This window comes from Kitasatospora sp. NPDC058032, from assembly GCF_042885845.1.
Classification (GTDB): Bacteria; Actinomycetota; Actinomycetes; order Streptomycetales; family Streptomycetaceae; genus Kitasatospora.
On the sequence record NZ_JBHVRK010000007.1, the window covers coordinates 173,691 to 191,667 of the forward strand.

Genomic DNA, 17,977 nt, shown 5'->3' on the forward strand with positions numbered 1-17,977 from the left:
TCCGCCGTCCGCGCAACGGGTTTCCGGGCGGGTCAGCCGCCGCGGTGGGAGTCGATCCAGGAGCGCAGCGCGCCGATCCGGGTGTAGACGCCGGCGTAGCCGGGGCGGCCGCAGCCCAGGCCCCAGGAGACCACGCCGACCAGGACGCCGCCGGCGACGAGCGGGCCGCCGCTGTCGCCCTGGCAGGCGTCCTTGCCGCCGGCGTCCTCCCCGGCGCAGATCATCCGGTCGGTGACGTTGGCGGGCCCGTACTCGGTGCGGCACTTGTCGCGGGTGATGAGGGGGACGGCGGCGATGCGCGCGGACGCGGACAGCGGGCCGTCCTGGGCGGTCGCGCCCCAGCCGGAGACCTGGGCGCCGCCGGCCGCCGGGTCGCTGTCCCGGGCCGGCAGCGGGACCGCGGCGACGCCGCTGCCGCCGAGCGGGGCCGCGAGGCGCACCAGGGCGAGGTCGTAGTCGAGCGTCGCCGGGTCGTAGGAGGGGTGCAGCAGGACGGAGGCGGCCTTGGCGCGGACGCCGCCGGAGGCGTGCTGGAGGCTGCCCGCGCGCACGGTCAGGGCGTCGGCGCTCACGCCTTTGACGCAGTGGGCGGCGGTGACGATCGTGCCGGGGTCGAGGAGGGCGCCGCCGCAGAAGTGCGAGCCGCGCGCGAGGGAGACGAGGTAGGGGGTCTGGCCGGCGCTCGCCGCCGTGCCGCCGACGACGGCGCCGGCCGGGGCGGCGGCGGTCAGTGCCGCGGCGGCGGCGAGCAGGGTGGTCAGGAGGACGACGAGGGTGGTCCTGAACAGGGTTCGCGCGGTCGGTCGCGCGGTCGGTCGCATGGTCGGTCGCATGGTCGGTGCTCCATCTCTGTGGTGGTGGGCCTCCGTCCGGGGGGAAGGTTAGTGAGGGTGCGTCAGGTGATGAAGGGAGAAAGGGACAGTCGTACTATCCGACGATCCTGGCGAGGTCCAGGAAGAGCGCCGCGGACCAGCCGAAGCCGGAGGTCGCACGGCGCGCGCGGGCGCCGGTCAGCGGGTTCCAGTACTCGTAGAGGCCACCCCCGTCCCGGACCATGGCGAGGGTGCGCTCGCGCAGCTCGGCGGCCGTCCCCGGGAAGCCGGAGCGCTCCAGGCCCTCGGCCAGCAGGTAGTTGACGTTGAGCCAGACCGGGCCGCGCCACATCGCCTCCGGGTCGAAGGCGGGGTCGTCGAAGGCCACGGTCGGCACCGGCCGCCCGCCCCAGTAGGAGGGTGAGCGCAGGGTCCGCTCCAGGGCGGCGGCGATCCCGGCCGGCAGCCGGCCGCTGAACAGCGGCATCAGGTCGAGCGCGGTGCGCACGGGCACCGGCGATCCGCCCGCCAGGGTGGTGAAGCGGGCGCCGTCCCAGCGCCGTTCGACCAGCAGCCGGGCGTGGGCGGCGGCCCGTTCGCGCCAGCGGGCGGCCTCGGCCCGGCGGCCGAGGGCGGCCGCGATGTCGGCCAGCCGGTCGGCCTCCAGGACGAGGTAGGAGTTGAGGTCGGGAGGCTCGGCGCGCGGCCCGTGGTCCCAGACCGGGCTGTCGTCCAGGCCGGAGGAGTAGGGGTGCAGGTACTCGGGCAGGCCGTCGCCGTCCGGGTCGGAGGCGGCGAACCACCACGTGTGCGCGCGCACCAGCCGCGGGTAGGCGGCGGCGAGGAAGGGGAGGTCCGGGGCGGTCTCGTGGACCTTCCAGACGGCCCAGGCGGCCAGGGGCGGTTTGGTGACCGGGACCGGCGCGCGCTCGGGGCGCGCGCCGTTGGCGCTGCCGACGTGCTCCGCGAGGCGGGCGTGGTCGGCGCGCGGCAGGTCGGTGGTGTCGGCGAGCACGCCGTGGTCGTGCACCACGTCGGGCAGCCGGCCGTCGGGCAGCTGGTGGTCCAGGACGAGCAGGATCTGGTCGCGGGCGAGCGCCGGGTCGCCGTGGCGCAGCGCGACGGCGTGGAACAGGGCGTCCCAGTTCCAGACGCCGACGTAGCCGTACTTGGACGGGACGAGGCCCTCCCGTCCGGCGATCGGCAGCAGGTTGACGGCCAGCGTCCACCAGGCCATCCGGGCGCGCTCGGCGAGGTCGGGGCGCACGGGCGGCATCCGGGCGAACCAGTCGGCCCAGCGGGCCTCGGCGGCGGCCCGAACGGCAGGGGCGGACCACCGCCCCGGCGGGCCGGCCAGCACGTGGCAGCCGTCGAGCGCGAGGGTGCGCGCGGTGCCGTCCGGCAGCCGCCAGGACGCCCGCGCGCCGTGCCCGGTGAGCACCAGGGTGGCGGGGTCGGCGAACAGCAGCGACACCCCGCCGGCAAGAGCGACCTCGACGGGCGTGGCCCGGACGACGGGCAGCGGGCGCCCGGCGGCGTCGTGCACGCGCAGAGTGGTGAGTTCGGTGGTGGCGGCGAGCGGGGTCTCGTACGCGGCCCGGGCGACCCGCAGGCCGCCGTCCCGCTCCGGTTCGGCGGTGACCAGCAGGCGGGCGCCGCGTTCGGTGAACGGCCGTTCGACGAGGTCGAGTTCGACCCGGGGTGACGGGGACATCAGCGCCCTCCCAGGCCCGAGGAGGCCATGCTGTCGAGGATCTTGCGCTGCCCGATCAGGAAGGCGATCAGCATCGGCACCACGGTCATCGCGGAGAGCGCCGCGGTGAGTCCGTAGTCGATGCCGCCGCGCTGGGAGTTGAAGGAGTCGAGCAGCAGCGGGACGGTGAACAGCTCCGAGGAGTTGAGGAACACCAGCGGGAAGAAGTAGCTGTTCCAGCTGGCCAGGAAGACGATGATGCCGAGCGTCCACAGGCCGGGCCGGATGTTGGGCAGGACGATCCGCCAGAAGATCGTCCAGCGGCCGGCGCCGTCGATCCGGGCGGCCTCCTCCAGTTCGACCGGGACGGCCCGGATGAACTGGCGCAGCAGGAAGACCGCGAAGGGGTTGGCGATCGCGGGCAGGATCAGCGCCAGGTGGGAGTCGATCAGCTGGAGCTTGGCCAGCATGATGTACAGCGGCACGATGGTGACCTGGGCCGGGACCATCTGGGTGGCCAGGAAGAGGCCGAACAGCGGTCCGGAGCCGCGGAACGGGATGCGGGCGAAGGCGTAGGCGGCCATGGCGCCGGTGAGCAGGGTGGCGGCGACGGTGATCGCCGCGATGTACATGCTGTTCCAGTAGGCCCGCCCGATCGGCACCTCGCGCAGCACGTCGGGGTAGTTGCGGGTGCGCCAGGGCGAGGGCAGCCAGGACAGCGGCTCGTTGATCATCTGGCCGACGCCCTTGAAGGAGGTCAGCACCATCCAGACGAACGGGAACAGCATCAGCAGGCCGCCGAGGACGAGCCCGGTGTGCAGGAGCAGCTGCCGGGGGGCGGTGGTGTGGCGGACGGTCATGGCGGCGCCTCAGGACTCGTAGTGGACCAGGCGCTTCTGCGCCTGGAACTGGACCGCCGTGACGATCAGGGTGAGCAGCAGCAGGAGCAGCGCGGCGGCGCTGGACAGGCCGAAGTGGAACTCCCGGAAGCCCTGCTGGTAGACCTTGTAGACGATGGTCTGGGCGCCCTCGTTGTGGTCCGGGTTGACCAGGACGTAGACGAGGTCGAAGGCCTGGAACGAGCTGATCACGGACACCACCACGGTGAAGAAGACGGTGGGCGAGAGCAGCGGCAGGGTGACCGAGCGCAGGGTCTGCCACGGCCCGGCGCCGTCGATCCGGGCGGCCTCCAGCAGATTGGTGGGGATGGTGGCGAGGCCGGCCAGGAAGATGACGACGTTGAGCCCGAGCGAGGACCAGATCGTCACCACCGCCACGGCGACCACCACCCAGTCCGGGTCGGCCAGCCAGTCCGGCAGGGTGAGGCCGAACAGGTCGTGGACGGTGCCGTTGAGGATGCCGTCGGTGCCGCCGCCGAGGATCATCTGCCAGATCACCGAGACCGCGACCGAGCTGGTGACGACGGGCAGGAAGTAGACCATCCGGTACGCGGTGCGTCCGCGCACGCCGTGCAGGGCGAGGGCGATCAGCAGGGCGAGGGCGAGGCCGCCGGGCACGGTGATCAGGCCGATCTTGACGGTGTTCCACACGGCGCGGCCGAACTCCGGGTCGGTCAGCTGGGCGCGGAAGTTGTCCAGGCCGACCCAGGTGGCGTCGCCGAGGCCGTCCCAGCGCATGAAGGACAGGACGACGGCGAAGCCGAGCGGGCCGACCAGGAAGACCAGCAGCCCGAGCAGTTGGGGGGCGAGGAAGAGCAGCGCCCAGCGGCGGTCGCGGCGGCGCCAGAGCGGCTCGCGGCCGCCGTGCGAGGCGGGGGCGGCGGGGACGGCGGGGGCCGGCCCGGCGGCGGAGCGCTTGCGCCGCCGCCGGTCGGTCGCCTGGGTGACGGCGTTCACCCCTGCTTGCCCTTCATGTCGTCGACCAGGGTCTGCAGCCGGCTCAGGCCCTCGTCGAAGCCGACCTTGCCCTCCCAGATCCTCATCAGCTGGTCGTTGATCGCCTTGGTCAGGCCGGGGACGGCGACCTCGTCCGGGTAGTTGGCGAAGCCCCGGTCGCGCACGTCCAGGAAGGTCCGGGCGTGCGGCGGGTAGTTGCCGTCGGTCACCAGGTTCTCGGCGCCGCGCACGGACGGCACGCCGCTGCCGCCCTTGAGCCGCAGTTGCTGGCCCTCCTTGCTGACGAACTCGGTCAGGAAGGTGAAGGCCTCCTTCTGGCGCTTGCTGTCCTTGTTGATGGCCAGGTAGGAGGCGGCCACGGCGCCCGGGATCGGCCGGCCGGACTCGGACGGGAACGGCACGATGTCGTAGTTCGCGCGGTCGCCGCCCTTGTCGATGCCCTCGATCACCCAGCGGCCGCCGGCGTAGAAGCCGGCCTTGTGCTTGACGAACTGGGTGGCCGCGCCGTTGCCCTCGGGCAGCAGGTCGGCGGAGGCGAAGGTCTTGTCCCGGTAGCCGTCGGCAAGGGTCTTGAGCGCCTGGCGGGTCTTCGGGTCGCTGGTCGCGGCGAACTTCCCGCCGTCCCAGACCTTGCCGCCGAAGCCGTTGACCACGCTGTAGTTGGCGCCGTACCAGTTCCAGAAGATCGAGCCGGTCAGGCCGGCGGCCTTGAGCCTGGCGTTCATCTCGAGGTACTTGGCCATGGTCCACTGGCCGGCCTCGTCGAGCGCGGCAGGGTCCTCGGTGATGCCGGCCGCGGCCAGGGCCTTCTTGTCGAACCAGAGCACCTCGGGGTTGGTGTCGTTGGGGACGCCGTAGGTGACGCCGTCCTTCTTGGCGCCGCCGTAGATGCCCTCGAAGAAGTCGGCGGGCTTGCTGCGGCTGTCCGGTCCGGCGAGCTTGTCGTCGAGCGGGGCGAGCACGCCGTCGGCGACGAGCTTGCCGATGTAGTCGTCGCCGACGTAGAAGACGTCGGGGGCGGTCCCGGAGGTGAGCTGGGTGAGCAGCTTCGGCTGGTAGTCGTCGTAGGAGGCGACCTGCTCCAGTTTGAGGGTGATGTTCGGGTGCTTCTTGGCGAACTCGTCGGTGAAGGCCTTGAAGACCGCCGTGTCCTCGGCCGAGCCCCAGGTGGACCAGCGCAGGGTGACCTTGCCGCCGTCGGCCGGGTCACCGCCGCCGGCGACGCCCCCGGAGCCGCTGCCACTGCAGGCGGATACGGTGGTCAGGGCGATCGCCGCGGCGACCAGGGCTGACCTTCTCGTGAAAGCGGACAACGGGTGCCTCCTGGGCTTTCGTGAGGGAAATGAGGGTGGGGGAACGACGGGCGCGCAGGTCAGGCGAGGCCGCCGCCGTCGACGACGAGGGCGGAGCCGGTCATGTAGCTGCTGGCGTCACCGGCCAGGAACAGCACCGCGGCGGCGATCTCCTCGGGCGAGCCGGCCCGGCCCATCGGCCGGTCGGCGGCGTCCTTCTCGAAGACCGCCCACTCCTCCCGGAGCTGGCGCGCCTCGTCGCGGAGCATCGGCGTCATGGTGTCGCCCGGGTTGACCGAGTTGACCCGGATGCCCGCGGCGGCGTGGTCGATCGCCAGGGCCCGGGTCATGTTGACGACCGCGGCCTTGGAGGCGCAGTAGGAGAGCGCGTTGCCGCCGCCCTTCAACCCCCAGCCGGAGCCGGTGTTGACGATCGAGCCGCCCTGCGTCATCGCCGGGACGGCGAAGCGGCACATCAGGTAGACCGAGCGGACGTTGACGGCCATCACCCGGTCCCAGTCCTCGGCGGAGATCTCCAGCGCCGTCTGGCGGCGGATGATGCCGGCGTTGTTGAACAGGACGTGCAGGGCGCCGAAGGTCTCGACGGCGATGGTGACGATCCGTTCGCAGTCGGTCTCGGAGGAGACGTCGGCGCGCACCGCGACCGCCCGGCCGCCGGCCGCCTCGATCTCGCGGACGACCTCGCCCGCGTCCGCGAGGTCGGCGACCACCACCGCCGCGCCCTCGGCGGCGAACAGCCGGGCGGTGGCCCGGCCGATGCCGGAGGCACCGCCGGTGACGACGGCGACCTTGTTGCGCAGGGTTCCGGTGCCGGTCGTACCGGGGGTGCCGGTCGTGCCAGGGATGCCGGTCATGCCGTTGGTGCCGTTCATGGGAGCTCCTCACTTGCCGACTGGATGCGGTACAGCACGGATTCACGGTGTCCGGTGACCACCCGGACGTGGCCGGCGAGCGCGGCGTCGGCCATCGGGTCGCCGCTGTCCACCAGCAGCGGTCTCCCGCCGAGCGCGGCGAGCTTCTGCTGGGTGGCGAGCACGGTGACCCCGGCGAGCGCGTCCAGCACCCGGGGGCTGAACTGCTGGTTGCCGCGCCCGATCACGAAGCCCTGGCCGCCGATCACCGACAGCACGCCCTGCGTCACGTGTGACATGGCAAGGGTGAGCAGCCGCTGCTCCGTGACGTCCCGGGCGAGCACGGCGCCGTCCCGCACGACGTCCACGCCCAGCGGCGTCAGCTCCAGCCCGAGCGCCCGCCCGACGGCCAGGGTGGTCGCGCCGGGCCCGAGCGCGTACGCGGTGCCGGGCCGCATGGCCGCCACCACCGCCCGGGCGATGGACTCCGCCGAGCCGGGCGGCGCCGCCGAGGAGCCGGTCTTGCGCCCGCTCAGCCGCACCCGCCCGGCCGGCACCCGCACGGTCCCGTACAGCCGGACGCCGGGGCCGCCCGCGCGGTGCTCCTCCTCGTCGAGGTCGACCACCTCCGCCTCGACGGTCCGCCCGTCGAAGGCGGCGGCGCCCGCGCCCGCCGCGGCCGGGCTCACCGCGAAGCAGCCCGAGTAGACCTTCACCCCGGCCGGCACGCCGAGCACCGGCGGGCGCGGGCCGGCGTCCAGGACGTCGCGCGCCGTGCCGTCGCCGCCCGCGAACAGCAGCAGGTCCACCACGCCGAGCGCCGCCACCGCCGCCCGGGTGTCGGCCGCGCCCGTGCCCGACGCGGGCGGCCGGTGGGCGAGTTGGTACCGCACGCCCGCCGCGAGCGCGCTCTCCTCCCCCATCGGCCCGGCCACGGTGCGCACCAGGACCTCCGGGCGGCGGGCGCGCAGGGCGCGCAGGGCTGCGGCGGCGCGCGCCCGGGCCCGCGGGACGGCGCCCAGCGCGAGCGCCCTGGCCTGGACCTCCGCCCCGTCGCTGCCCTTGAGGGCGACGGCGCCGCCGAGGCCCGCGACCGGGTTCACGATCAGGCCGACGATCATCCGGGCCGCTTCGCGCCGTACTTGCGCAGGTACGCGCGCCAGCTGGGCGCCCACTGCGCCGGGTCGTCCAGCGTCGCCGGGTCGATCCGGTGCACGCTCTGCCGGTAGGGCGCGCCGCGGACGAACTCCGGGTCCTTGCGGGCCTCGTCGGCGACGTGGGCGAGGATCGCCGCGTACTCGTCGAGGTCCTCCCGGGAGTAGGACTCGGTCGGCTCCAGGGTGAACGGCTCGGGCACCACGTAGGGGTGGTGGCTGGTCCAGTAGTGCACGCCGAAGTCCGCCGCCCGGACGCCGATCTCCTCCGAGTGCACGCCGGTCTCCTCGGTGAGCCGCTGCCAGGAGTAGCGGACCTGTTCGACCCGTCGGCGCTCGGCCCACGGCACGCCGGCGCCGGGGATCCGGGCGACCTTGGCCAGCAGGTAGTTGTTGTTGAGCACGGCCGTCTCGGCGACCTCGCGCAGGCCCCGCGCGCCGAGCGCCATCACCCAGGCGTAGGCGCGCACCACGTTGGGCGTGACGCCGAGGAAGGGCCGGATCTTGCCGACCGAGCGCTCCGGGACGGTGAGCGTGAAGGACTCGCCCGCCCGGTCGACCACCGGCCCGGGCAGGAACGGCACCAGCGCCGCGGAGACGCCGCACGCCCCGGCCGCCGGACCGCCGCAGGCGTGCGGGGTGGAGAAGGTCTTGTGCAGGTTGAAGTGGCACAGGTCGAAGCCCGCCTCCCGGGCCCGGGTGATGCCGAGGATGCCGTTGGCGTTGGCCTGGTCGTAGCAGGCCAGGCCGCCCGCCGCGTGCACCAGGTCGACGAACGCGCGGATCCGCGGGTTGAAGATCCCGGTGTCCTCCGGGTTGGTGATCATCAGTGCGGCGGTGCGCGGGCCGACGGCGGCGCGCAGCGCCTCGATGTCGGGGTTGCCCTCGGCGTCCGGCATCAGGGTGATCACCTCGTAGCCGGCGACCTTGGCGCAGGCCGCGTTCGAGGGGTGCGAGAACATCGTGGTGATCACCTGGTCGCGCCGCTCCCCCTCGCCGCGGGCGGCGTGGAAAGCGCGGATCATCGCGATGTTGGCGTAGATCGCGGCGGAGCCGGCGCCGGGCTGCAGGGAGACCCGGGCCATGCCGGAGACCTCCTTGAGGATCTGCTCCAGCCGCCAGTAGATCTCCAGCACGCCCTGCACGGTGGACTCGGGCTGCAGCGGGTGCAGGGCGGCGACGCGCGGGTCACGGGCGAAGGAGTCGTTGACCTTGGGGCTGTACTTCATGGTGCAGGTGCCCTGGCCGACGTCGATGTTGAAGTCCGCGCCGAGGGTCTCCTGGGAGAGCCGCAGGTAGTGCCGGACCACCTGGTTCTGGGAGAGTTCGGGCAGCGCGGGCGGGGTGCGGCGGGCGACGCCCTCGGGCAGTTCGACGAGCGGCGCGTCCGGGGCGGGCACGCCCACGCCGCGGCGGCCGGGCCGGGACAGTTCGAAGACGATCTCCTCGTCCCAGCGGGCCTGGTGGAAGCGGCGCAGGCCGGGCTTGGCGGCCACCGGCAGGGCGGCGAACGGTTCGGGTGCTCCGTGCGTGCTCACTCGGTGCCTCCGGGAGCGGTGAGGGCCTCGGCGACGGCGGCCGCGAGGGTGTCGATGTCGGCGACGGAGTGCTGTTCGGTGACGCAGACCAGCACCTCCCGGGGCCCGAGCGGCACCCCGCCGAGGATGCCGCGGCCGCGCAGGGCGGCGAGCAGCGCCCAGGCGTCCGGCACCTCGATGGCGAACTCCCGGAAGTGCAGGGCCTCCTGGTGGCGCACCACGGCTCCGGCGGCGGCCAGCGCACGCATCGCGTACCGGGTGCGGGCGAGGATCGTCTCGCCGATCTCGCGCATGCCCTGCGGGCCCATCAGCGCCAGGTAGACGCCGGCGGTGATGCCCCACAGGGCGGCGGCGGTGCCCACCCACTCCTTGCCCTCCTCGCGCAGCGCGAAGGAGGTGCGGTCGTAGGAGACGTCGCCGAAGCCGTACTCGCCGGGGACCGCGGTCGGGGCGATGCCGAACAGCCGGGACGGGAACTCGGCGACCAGCCGCTCGTCGTCGTGGCTCGCGATGAACCCGGCCTGGCCGCCGCCGTACTGGGGGTGCATGCCGAGCGACTGGATGTCCCCGCAGACCAGGTCGGCGCCCCAGGAGGCGGGCGGGGCGAGCACGCCGAGCGTGATCGGGTCGGTGCCGACCACCAGCAGGGCGCCGACGCCGTGCGCCAGGTCGGCGAGTTCGCGCCCGCGGGTCTCGACGACGCCGTGCACGGTGGGCGTCTCCAGGTAGAGGGCGGCGAAGGTGTCGTCGAGCCGCACCTCGCCCGTTTCCCCGGAGTCGGCCACCGGGGCGAGCAGCACCTCGATGTCCGGGGCGAGGTAGTCGCGGATCTTGGCGAGCTTGTCGGCCGCGATCGCCGCGCCGACCATCACCCTGGAGCGGCCGGTGCGGCGCGCGGCCATCCGCAGGGCGGTGCCGGCGGCCTGGTAGCCGTCGTAGGTGGGCACGTTGACGACGTCCATCTCCAGCAGTTCGGCCATCATCGAGACGTACTCGAAGAGCGCCTGGAAGCGGCCGTGGTCCTCGTAGGGCTCGCCCGCGTACGCGGTGAGGAACTCGCCGCGGCCGTTGACCTCGTCGCAGACCGCGGGCACGTAGTGCGGGTAGCAGCCGTGGCCGAGGAAGCTCAGCAGCGCGGCCGGGTCGGTGTTGCGCGCCAGCAGGCCGCGCACGTGCCGGGTCAGGCCCTGCTCGTCGGCGAACGGCTCGGGGAGGTCGAGCGGACGGTCCAGGCGCAGGTCGGCGGGGATGTCGCGGTAGAACTCCGCGACGTCGGGGGCGCCGATCTCGGCGAGCATCGCCGCCCGCGTCTCGGGCCCCGCGTTGGGGATGTAGGGGTGGGACACGCACACTCCTCAGGGCGTCGGTCGGGGTTTCAGGACCACGGCGTCGCGCGGTGCGACGGTCACCGGGCCGCCGGGCAGCGGACGGCCGGTCAGCAGGTCGGTGAAGCCGGTCTCCACGGGAAGCGGGACCGCGGCGGGCCGGATGCCGTGGTTGAGCAGGAAGAGGTAGGGGCCGCGGCGGCAGGCCTCGACGCCGGCGGGCAGGCCCGGCCCGGTGACGCCGGTGATCCCGGCGTCGGCCAGCAGCTCGTCCAGCAGCGGGGCCGGGTCCTCGGGCAGGCAGCCGAGATAGGTGGCGGTGCCGCGCCGGGTGACGGCCGGGCGCCCGTCCAGCGGGCCGCCCCGGTAGCGGGCCAGGACCTCGGTGGCCCCGGAGGTGTCCAGCCACTCGGTCCAGGTGCGGGCGGTCAGCGCGGTCCCGTCCGCTGTGACGACCTCCTGGGTGACGCCGTCGGGCAGTGGGCGCCACTCCTCGACGCTCACCCCGAGCAGTTCGCGCAGCGGCCCGGGCGCGCCGCCCTCGTGCACCCGGTCGGCGGCGTCGACCACGCCGCTGAACGGGCCGACCACCAGCCGCCCGGGGAAGCCGGCCAGCGCGGCGGCGTGCTCGGCGGTGCAGAGGTAGAGGTTGGGGGCGATCACCAGCCGGTAGCCGGCGAGGTCGCGCCCCGGCGGGGCCAGGTCGACGGCGACGCCACGGGCGTGCAGCGGCGCGTACCAGGAGAGCAGCAGCTCGTGCAGCCGCAGCCGGTCGGAGGGCATCGACTCGGGTGCCTCCAGGCCCCACCAGCTGTCCCAGTCGAGCAGCAGCGCGACCTCGGCCCGGGTGTCGGTGCCGGCCACCTCGGCGAGCCGCCGGACGTCCGCGCCGAGGGCGAGCGTCTCGCGCCACCGGCGGGTGGCGGTGCCGCCGTGCGGGAGCATCGCCGAGTGGAACTTCTCCGGGCCGTACCTGGCCTGGCGCCACTGGAAGAACATCACGCCGTCCGAGCCGTGGGCGAGCGCCTGCAGGCTGTGCAGGCGCATCACCCCCGGGTCCTTGGGGACGTTGACCGCGCGCCAGCTGACGGCGCTCGGCGCGGACTCCAGGAGCAGCCAGGGCTGTCGCTTCAGCGAGCGCATCAGGTCGTAGCTGAGCGCGGCCTTGACCGCGGCGCGCGGGTCGGCCGGGTCCGGGTAGGCGTCGTCGGTGACGACGTCCTCGCCGGCGGCCCACGTCCAGTAGTCCAGGTCGCGCAGCACGCTCATGAAGTTGGTGGTCACCGGGATGTCCGGGGTGACCTCCTTGAGGACGGCGCGCTCGGCCTCGAAGCAGGCGAGCAGCGCGTCGCTGGAGAACCGCCGCCAGTCCAGCAGCTGGGCCGGGTTGACCGGTCCTGGGGCCTTGCGGGGCGGCTCGACCTGCGTCCAGTCGGTGTAGTGCTGGCCCCAGCAGGACGTCCCCCAGGCGGCGTTGAGGCCGTCCAGGGAGCGGTGGCGGTCCTGGAGCCAGCGGCGGAAGTCGCGGGCGGACTCCGCGCAGAAGCACTCGGCGGTGTGGTCGGCGTACTCGTTGCTGACGTGCCACATCGCCAGCGCCGGGTGCTCGCGGTAGCGCTCGGCCATCGCCCGGGCGAGGCGGACGGTGGCGGCGCGGAACACCGGGGAGGAGGGGCAGTAGCCCTGGCGCGAGCCGAACTCCAGCCGGGTGCCGGCCGCGTCGACGGGCTGGATCTCCGGGTGGGCGCGGACCAGCCAGGGCGGCGGGGTGGCGGTCGCGGTGGCGAGGTCGACGGCGATGCCGTTGGCGTGGAGCAGGTCGAGCACCCGGTCGAGCCAGTCGAACTCGTAGCGGCCGGGCCCGGGTTCGAGCCGGGACCAGGAGAAGACCGCGACCGTGACCAGGTTGACGCCGGCCTCGGCCATCAGCCGGACGTCCTCCCGCCACACCTCCTCGGGCCACTGCTCGGGGTTGTAGTCGCCGCCGAACAGCAGACCCGGTAACCGTGTCAGGCCCATGCCATGCCCCTTTCCCGGGGTCGGCCACCCCGTCTCCATCTCGTTCCGCATTTTGTATTCAAAATGCATAGTGCAGTACACTGGAGGGGGTCAAGAGGTGGGCCTCAATCCGGAAGTCAGGGGGACGCGATGGCGATCGAGCGCCGTCCGCTGCGCGAGCAGATCCGCGACGAGCTGATGGACCGCCTCACCCGCGGCGAGTTCGCGGCGGGAACCGACGTCAACGAGGCCGTCCTGGCCGCCGAACTCGGCGTCAGCCGCACCCCGCTGCGGGAGGCCCTGATCGCGCTGGCGGGCGAGGGCGTGCTGGAGAGCAGCCAGGGCCGGGGCTTCCGTTTCGCGCCGGTCAGCCGCAAGGAGTTCCGCGAACTGGTCGCCATCGTCGCGGCCCTGGAGGCGCTGGCGCTGGAGTCCTCCGACCCGGAGCACCTGCGGACCATCGCGCCCCGGCTGCTGGACCTCGCCCAGGGCTTCCCCGACCAGGTGGCCGCGCACTCCACCGTCGACCGGCGCGACGACGAGTGGCACGGCCTGCTGCTCAGCGGCTGCGCCAACGAGCGGCTGCTGGACCTGCTCACCCGGGTCAAGGCCGGAATGCGGCGCTACGAGAACCTGGTCGTCGCCGAGGACGAGCCGGTGGCCCGCGAGTCGGAGGAGCACTGCGAGATCGCCCGCCGGCTCCTGGCGGACGACCTGCCGGGCGCCATCACGGCACTGCGGGCCAACTGGATCGGCGGCATGGAGCGGATGCTCGCGCACCTGCCGGCGGACTGACCCGCCACGCGGCGGCGCCCGCCACCCGGGGTGCGGGTGGCGGGCGGCGCCGGCGTCCACCGCGCCGTCCCGTGCCAGGACCCGTTGCCCGGACGCGTCCGACGAACCGCGTGGTGGTCGCGGGGGTGGTCCGGTCGCGGGGGTGGTTCAGTCGCGGGAGCCGGAGGCGCCGTTCTCGTAGGCCTCGATGGTGCGGACGAACAGGGCCCGTTCCTCGGGCGCCAGCGGCTCGAAGGCGCTGCGCCAGGAGGCCGCGCCGTTGGCCAGCCAGCCTTCGATCGCGGCCCTGGTCTCCGGCTCCTCCGTGATGGCCACGATCGTGCGGCGACGGTCCGCCGGATCGGCCTCGCGCTCCACCACACCCTGCCGACTGAGGTCGCTCACCATCAGACTCACCGTGGTCGGCGCCACCTCGAGGCGCGCCGCCAACTGGTTCACCGGCATCGGCCCGTCGAACACCAGATAGGACAGCATCGACAGGTGCCGGGGCGCCAGATTCGCCGAACGCAACCGCTCGGGCAACGGCGTGCGCTTCAACCGCGCCGCCACCCTCGGCATGAGGAGCAGCATCGCACGGACCGCCTCATCCGCACTCAGACCGTCGTCCCCGGGCACTGTGGACATCCGCCCCGCCCCTCCTCTCGTCCGCCCTCACCGTACCGGACGGCCCCGGCCCGGGGTGGGTGAGGAGGTGGCCGGTGGGGGTGGTCGAGAGGAGGCGGCCGGCGTAGGAGGTGAGGGTGCGGGTCGGGGGGAACGGGGTGGCGGGGGTGAAGGGCGGGTCCGGGGTGGTGGTCGGCGGGCGGGTGGTGAGGCCGGCGGGGGTGGTGGCGTGCAGCCGGCCGGCCAGGACGGTGAGGGCGGTGGCGGCCCCCGCGCGGCACAGGGGGCGCCAGGGCGCGTCCGGGTCGGTGGCGGGGCGGTGGTGCAGGGTGTCGTCGTGCGGGGTGACGGCGAACAGCGTGCCGTCGCACATCGCGAGGGCGGCCGTGCCGGGCGGGGTGCGGCCGACGGGGGTCCAGGGGGCCGGGCCGGGGACGGGGTCGCGGGCGAGGAGGCGGTCGTCCTCCGTGACGGCGAGCAGTGCCAGCGGGATCGGGCCGGCGGCCTCGCGCGGTGCGGTGAGGCAGCGGATCCTCGGCGGCGGGCCCTCGGCCGACGGGCCCTCGGCGGGCGGGCACGGCGTCCACGGCAGGTTCTGGTCGGACGGCTCCCGGTGCAGCAGCGTGGTGCCGTCGGCGGCCACCGCGAACAGCAGTCCCTCGCAGGCGGCGAGCGCGCGGACGCCGTCCGCCCGCCCGACGGTGTGCCAGCGCGGCACCGGTGCGGCGCCGCCGAGCCGGTCCAGCACATTGCGGGTGATCCGGTCGACCACCGGATCACCCAGCGCCCGGCCCCAGTTGATGGTGGCGGCGTTGAAGACGGTGCCGGCGCCGAGCCGGAACACGCCCATGGTCGCCCAGCCGCCCTGTCCGTGGCGGCGCCAGTGCCGCAGGTCGGCGGTGGCGAGCACGGCGAAGGAGCGCGGTGTGCCGTCCCGCCCGGTGGCCCGGGGCACACCGGCGGACCAGTCGAGTTCGGCGGCGTCCGTCTCGTAGCCGAGCGAGCCGCGGGCGAAGCCGTCGCCGTCGGCCAAGCCGGTGCCCTCGAAGACCCAGTGGTCGGCGAAGCGCACGGTGTAGGACTCGCGGCCGATCACCGCCATGCCGTCGCCCCAGGCTCCAGCGCCGTTGCGGAAGCTGACGCCGGTCATGGCGTTCTCGGGCCGCTCCACCGGGGAGCTGGACCACTCGACGGTGGCCCGGCGCGGGTCGGTGGCGGTCACGGGGTCGGCGGCGGCGTCACGGTGGCAGACCAGCGAGCGACCGCCGCCGGGCTCCTCCTCGATCCGGATCTGCCACCAGGCCGTGTTGGCCGCGAAGAACGCCAGGTTGCCGCCCCGGCGGGCGAACTCCTCCACGCTGTCGCGCATGCCGGCGGACCAGTACTCGTCGTGCCCGTTGACCACCAACAGCCGGTAGCGGGACAGGGTTCGGGTGAAGGAGCGGTCGTCCAGGTCGAGGCCCGAGCAGTACTCGACCGGGTACCCCGCCCGGGGCAGCCAGCGCAGCAGCGGCTCCTCCCAGCGCTCGGGCGGCGGTCCGCCGCCGGGGGCGTCGAGCCGGACCCGGGCGGCGCGACCGGGCTGCTCGGCGTAGTAGAGGCCCCGGCCGGGCTGCCCGGCCCGGTGGTAGGCGCGCCAGGTGGCGAACGGGATCGAGACCACTGTGCCGGAGCCCGCGCCGGGGCGGGCGGCGCGCACGACGAACCACACCTCGTGCTCGGCGTCGCGCTCGGGCGCGGGCTGCTCGGGGCGCTCGTCGTGGAAGCTGGCCCGGTAGAGCGAACTCGGCCAGTGCGCGGGGACGTCGAGGTCCCACCGGGTGACGCCGGTGAGGGCCGCCTTCAGCCGCACCTCCCCGCTCACCTCGTCGGTGACGACCACCCGGCCGCGCAGCGGACGGCCCGCGGTGCCCCGGGCGCCGAGCCGGAAGCGGAGCCGGCCGCCCTGGACGCACGAGGTCGCCTCGGCGGCGGCCAGCGGACGCGGGACGCCGTCGGGGCCGGCCGCCGTCACGAGGCCGGGTCCCGGTGCTCGGCGGCGGGCGCGTGCTCGGCGGGCCCGTGCTCGGTGAACCCGTGCTCGGTGAACTCGCGGTCGGTGAACCGGTCCAGCAGCCCGGGCAGCGCCGCGAGCCGGGGCGGGTCGCCGGCCGCCGAGGCGACCAGCACCTCCTCGATCGCCCGCAGGTGAGCGTGGATCGCCGCCGGCGGCAGGTGGGCGGTGTCCGCGGTGAGCGTGACGGTGAGCGCCGAGTCGTCGCCGGTGAGGTGCAGGCAGTACCGGCAGGCCACCAGCTCCTGGGTGGCCGGGAAGTCCAGCACGGTGCGCCGCCGCAGCCCGTCCAGCTCCTCCGCCGTCGGCAACTGCGCGGCCGACAACGGCCGTTCCACCAGCCGCATGTCGTTGAAGCAGCAGTACGGGTGCACCTCGGTGCCGCGTTCCCGCGCGATCCGGGCGAGCAGCGCGTCCCACTCCACCGGGTCGTAGGCGGCGGCCCGGTAGCCGGCCAGGGCGGCCCGCCACGCCGCGGGCAGCAGGTCCGTGAAGACGGCTCCGCCGTCGAGGTCCTCCGGCAGGTCGAGCACGACCAGGGCGTCCTGGGAGAGCGTGCTGACCAGCTCGCGGTGGTCGGCGGCGGCCCGGTTCCCGGCGATCGGCATGATGGCCGCCGACGGGTGGCCGCGGTCGGCGGCGACCAGGGCCGCCGCGGCGGCGAGCAGCACGGTCGAGCCGCTGACCCGGTGGACGGCCGCGAGCGCGTCCACCGCCCGGGGCAGCGCCGCCGATACCAGCCGCCCGGTCCAGAACCGGGGCGCGCGCGGCTCGGCCACCGGTTCGGCGAACATCGTCGGCGGCATCCGCCGCAGGTCGGCCTCCCAGCGGGCCAGCGCCGCCGCGCCCCGGCGACGCCCGGCCGGACCGGCCTGCGCGTGCGCGAGGTCGTACGGGGTACCGGCGGCGGGGCGGCCGGCCGAGCCGCGCCGGACCAGCAGCCGCAGGTCGCGCACCAGTACCTCGGCGCCGTGCCCGTCCGCGGCGAGGTGGCACAGGGCGAACACGGCGTGGGTGATCCGCCCGCCGCAGCGCACCGCGCCGAAGCGCACGGGCCACTCCCCCGTGTAGTCGAAACGCCGTCCGGTGAGCCCGGCCAGCAGCTCCTCGGCGGCCAGGTCGGTGCGCGCGGGGTCGGGTTCCTCGTACACCTCGACGGCGATCTCCCCTTCCGCGAAGAGGAGTTGACCGGGCTCGCCGTCCTCGCCCAGGGCGAGCCGGGTGCGCAGCGCCTCGTGCCGGCCGAGCAGCGCGGCGACGGCCGCCGCCAGCCGCGGCCCGTCGACGGGCGCGCCGCGGTCGGCGAGCGGGAGGATCCGGCCGAGGTTGAAGTAGTGGTCGTTGGGCGCGGTGCGGCCGATGGCGTGCCAGATGGCGCGCTGGCCCCAGGTGAGCGGGGCGCGACCGGCCCGGGCGCCGGTGAAGGGAACGGCCGAGGGGGCGGTGCGGACCGTTGCGGAAGCGGGGCCGGCGGCGGTGGTCGCTCCGTTCATCCGGCGTGCTCGTACAGACGGGCGGCGAGGGCGGTCAGGCCCTCGGCGTGCAGGGCGGGGTCGCCGAGGTCGATCAGCACCTCGAACTCCTCCTCCAGGCTGTCGGCGAGCCGCAGCAGGGCCAGCGAGGAGACGCCGAGGGCGGTCAACGACTCCTCGGAGGCGAGGAGTTCGGCGACGGTGAGCTGCCCGTCGGTGGCGGCGCTGACCAGTTCGGCGAGGCGGGCGCGCACGGGGGCGAGGTCGGCTGGGGCGGTCATCGGGCATCACCACCGGTCCGCTCGGCGAGGCGGCGGCGCAGGCCGAGCGGACGGATGTCCGGCCAGACGCGGTCGACGTGGGCGGCGCACTCCTCCTCGGTGCCGCTGAACCCCTCGGCGCGCCAGCCGGCGGGCAGCGGGGCGGCGGCGGGCCAGAGGGCGTGCTGCTCCTCGTCGTTGACGACCACCTGGTACGGGGCTTCGGTGCTGCTCACGGGGTTCACGGGGCTCAC

General features: G+C 74.6%; 16 protein-coding genes. 1 reads left to right on the top strand and 15 read right to left on the bottom strand.

From position 1 onward, the window contains the following. Positions 1-32: 32 nt before the first annotated feature. The 10 genes from ACFVUH_RS14245 to ACFVUH_RS14290 form a co-directional block, all read right to left on the bottom strand. Positions 33-833 (bottom strand): serine protease, encoded by an 801-nt coding sequence (locus ACFVUH_RS14245; RefSeq protein WP_387913335.1) that lies wholly within the window; start codon positions 831-833, stop codon positions 33-35. Between the two features lie 94 nt (positions 834-927). Beyond that, complete coding sequence (locus ACFVUH_RS14250) at positions 928-2,526, bottom strand: amylo-alpha-1,6-glucosidase (RefSeq protein ID WP_387913337.1); 1,599 nt, start codon at positions 2,524-2,526, stop codon at positions 928-930. Further along, positions 2,526-3,365, bottom strand: a complete 840-nt coding sequence (locus tag ACFVUH_RS14255) for a carbohydrate ABC transporter permease (protein WP_355363120.1) — start codon at positions 3,363-3,365, stop codon at positions 2,526-2,528. Before ACFVUH_RS14255 ends, ACFVUH_RS14250 begins: the two co-directional genes overlap by 1 nt. Before the next feature lie 9 nt (positions 3,366-3,374). Further along, entirely contained in the window at positions 3,375-4,361 is a 987-nt protein-coding gene (locus ACFVUH_RS14260) for a carbohydrate ABC transporter permease (protein WP_387913339.1), read from the bottom strand. Further along, positions 4,358-5,674 carry a sugar ABC transporter substrate-binding protein gene (locus ACFVUH_RS14265; RefSeq protein ID WP_355363117.1) on the bottom strand — a complete coding sequence of 439 codons (1,317 nt, stop codon included), beginning with the start codon at positions 5,672-5,674 and terminating at the stop codon, positions 4,358-4,360. Before ACFVUH_RS14265 ends, ACFVUH_RS14260 begins: the two co-directional genes overlap by 4 nt. 59 nt (positions 5,675-5,733) lie before the next feature. After that, positions 5,734-6,546 carry an SDR family NAD(P)-dependent oxidoreductase gene (locus ACFVUH_RS14270; protein ID WP_387913342.1) on the bottom strand — a complete coding sequence of 271 codons (813 nt, stop codon included), beginning with the start codon at positions 6,544-6,546 and terminating at the stop codon, positions 5,734-5,736. Continuing rightward, a complete protein-coding gene (locus ACFVUH_RS14275; RefSeq protein ID WP_355363113.1) occupies positions 6,543-7,646 on the bottom strand; it encodes an NAD(+)/NADH kinase in 1,104 nt (367 codons plus the stop codon). The genes ACFVUH_RS14270 and ACFVUH_RS14275 overlap by 4 nt, the downstream gene beginning before the upstream one ends. Next, positions 7,643-9,217 (bottom strand): aminomethyl-transferring glycine dehydrogenase subunit GcvPB, encoded by a 1,575-nt coding sequence (gene gcvPB / locus ACFVUH_RS14280; protein ID WP_387913343.1) that lies wholly within the window; start codon positions 9,215-9,217, stop codon positions 7,643-7,645. The genes ACFVUH_RS14275 and gcvPB overlap by 4 nt, the downstream gene beginning before the upstream one ends. Continuing rightward, complete coding sequence (gene gcvPA / locus ACFVUH_RS14285) at positions 9,214-10,563, bottom strand: aminomethyl-transferring glycine dehydrogenase subunit GcvPA (protein WP_355363109.1); 1,350 nt, start codon at positions 10,561-10,563, stop codon at positions 9,214-9,216. Before gcvPA ends, gcvPB begins: the two co-directional genes overlap by 4 nt. Before the next feature lie 9 nt (positions 10,564-10,572). Then, entirely contained in the window at positions 10,573-12,561 is a 1,989-nt protein-coding gene (locus ACFVUH_RS14290) for a beta-galactosidase (RefSeq protein WP_387913344.1), read from the bottom strand. A 129-nt stretch (positions 12,562-12,690) separates the two neighbouring features. Here ACFVUH_RS14290 and ACFVUH_RS14295 point away from each other — a divergent pair, with 129 nt between their 5' ends. Further along, a complete protein-coding gene (locus tag ACFVUH_RS14295; RefSeq protein ID WP_380686076.1) occupies positions 12,691-13,335 on the top strand; it encodes a GntR family transcriptional regulator in 645 nt (214 codons plus the stop codon). A 147-nt stretch (positions 13,336-13,482) separates the two neighbouring features. Here the strand turns inward: ACFVUH_RS14295 and ACFVUH_RS14300 are convergent, their stop codons facing one another. Genes ACFVUH_RS14300 through ACFVUH_RS14320 form a run of 5 tightly spaced genes read right to left on the bottom strand, consistent with a single transcriptional unit; the run spans position 13,483 to position 17,959 of the window. Beyond that, positions 13,483-13,959, bottom strand: coding sequence for a MarR family winged helix-turn-helix transcriptional regulator (locus ACFVUH_RS14300; protein ID WP_387913346.1), 477 nt, complete (start codon positions 13,957-13,959; stop codon positions 13,483-13,485). Then, entirely contained in the window at positions 13,919-15,952 is a 2,034-nt protein-coding gene (locus tag ACFVUH_RS14305; RefSeq protein ID WP_387913348.1) for a N,N-dimethylformamidase beta subunit family domain-containing protein, read from the bottom strand. The genes ACFVUH_RS14300 and ACFVUH_RS14305 overlap by 41 nt, the downstream gene beginning before the upstream one ends. Continuing rightward, the gene (locus ACFVUH_RS14310; RefSeq protein ID WP_387913350.1) at positions 15,949-17,484 is read right to left on the bottom strand and encodes a condensation domain-containing protein; all 1,536 of its coding nucleotides are present in this window, start codon (positions 17,482-17,484) and stop codon (positions 15,949-15,951) included. Before ACFVUH_RS14310 ends, ACFVUH_RS14305 begins: the two co-directional genes overlap by 4 nt. Further along, complete coding sequence (locus tag ACFVUH_RS14315) at positions 17,481-17,744, bottom strand: phosphopantetheine-binding protein (RefSeq protein WP_355363097.1); 264 nt, start codon at positions 17,742-17,744, stop codon at positions 17,481-17,483. Before ACFVUH_RS14315 ends, ACFVUH_RS14310 begins: the two co-directional genes overlap by 4 nt. Continuing rightward, complete coding sequence (locus ACFVUH_RS14320; protein WP_355363095.1) at positions 17,741-17,959, bottom strand: MbtH family protein; 219 nt, start codon at positions 17,957-17,959, stop codon at positions 17,741-17,743. The genes ACFVUH_RS14315 and ACFVUH_RS14320 overlap by 4 nt, the downstream gene beginning before the upstream one ends. Positions 17,960-17,977: the final 18 nt, after the last annotated feature.

Bases quoted from the DNA above. Each gene is read 5' to 3' on its own strand.
- ACFVUH_RS14295 (WP_380686076.1), top strand. From the start codon at position 12,691: ATGGCGATCGAGCGCCGTCCGCTGCGCGAGCAGATCCGCGACGAGCTG.
- ACFVUH_RS14245 (WP_387913335.1), bottom strand. From the start codon at position 833: ATGCGACCGACCATGCGACCGACCGCGCGACCGACCGCGCGAACCCTG.
- ACFVUH_RS14255 (WP_355363120.1), bottom strand. From the start codon at position 3,365: ATGACCGTCCGCCACACCACCGCCCCCCGGCAGCTGCTCCTGCACACC.
- ACFVUH_RS14270 (WP_387913342.1), bottom strand. From the start codon at position 6,546: ATGAACGGCACCAACGGCATGACCGGCATCCCTGGCACGACCGGCACC.
- ACFVUH_RS14290 (WP_387913344.1), bottom strand. From the start codon at position 12,561: ATGGGCCTGACACGGTTACCGGGTCTGCTGTTCGGCGGCGACTACAAC.
- ACFVUH_RS14300 (WP_387913346.1), bottom strand. From the start codon at position 13,959: ATGTCCACAGTGCCCGGGGACGACGGTCTGAGTGCGGATGAGGCGGTC.
- ACFVUH_RS14250 (WP_387913337.1), bottom strand. From the start codon at position 2,526: ATGTCCCCGTCACCCCGGGTCGAACTCGACCTCGTCGAACGGCCGTTC.
- ACFVUH_RS14275 (WP_355363113.1), bottom strand. From the start codon at position 7,646: ATGATCGTCGGCCTGATCGTGAACCCGGTCGCGGGCCTCGGCGGCGCC.
- ACFVUH_RS14310 (WP_387913350.1), bottom strand. From the start codon at position 17,484: ATGAACGGAGCGACCACCGCCGCCGGCCCCGCTTCCGCAACGGTCCGC.
- ACFVUH_RS14315 (WP_355363097.1), bottom strand. From the start codon at position 17,744: ATGACCGCCCCAGCCGACCTCGCCCCCGTGCGCGCCCGCCTCGCCGAA.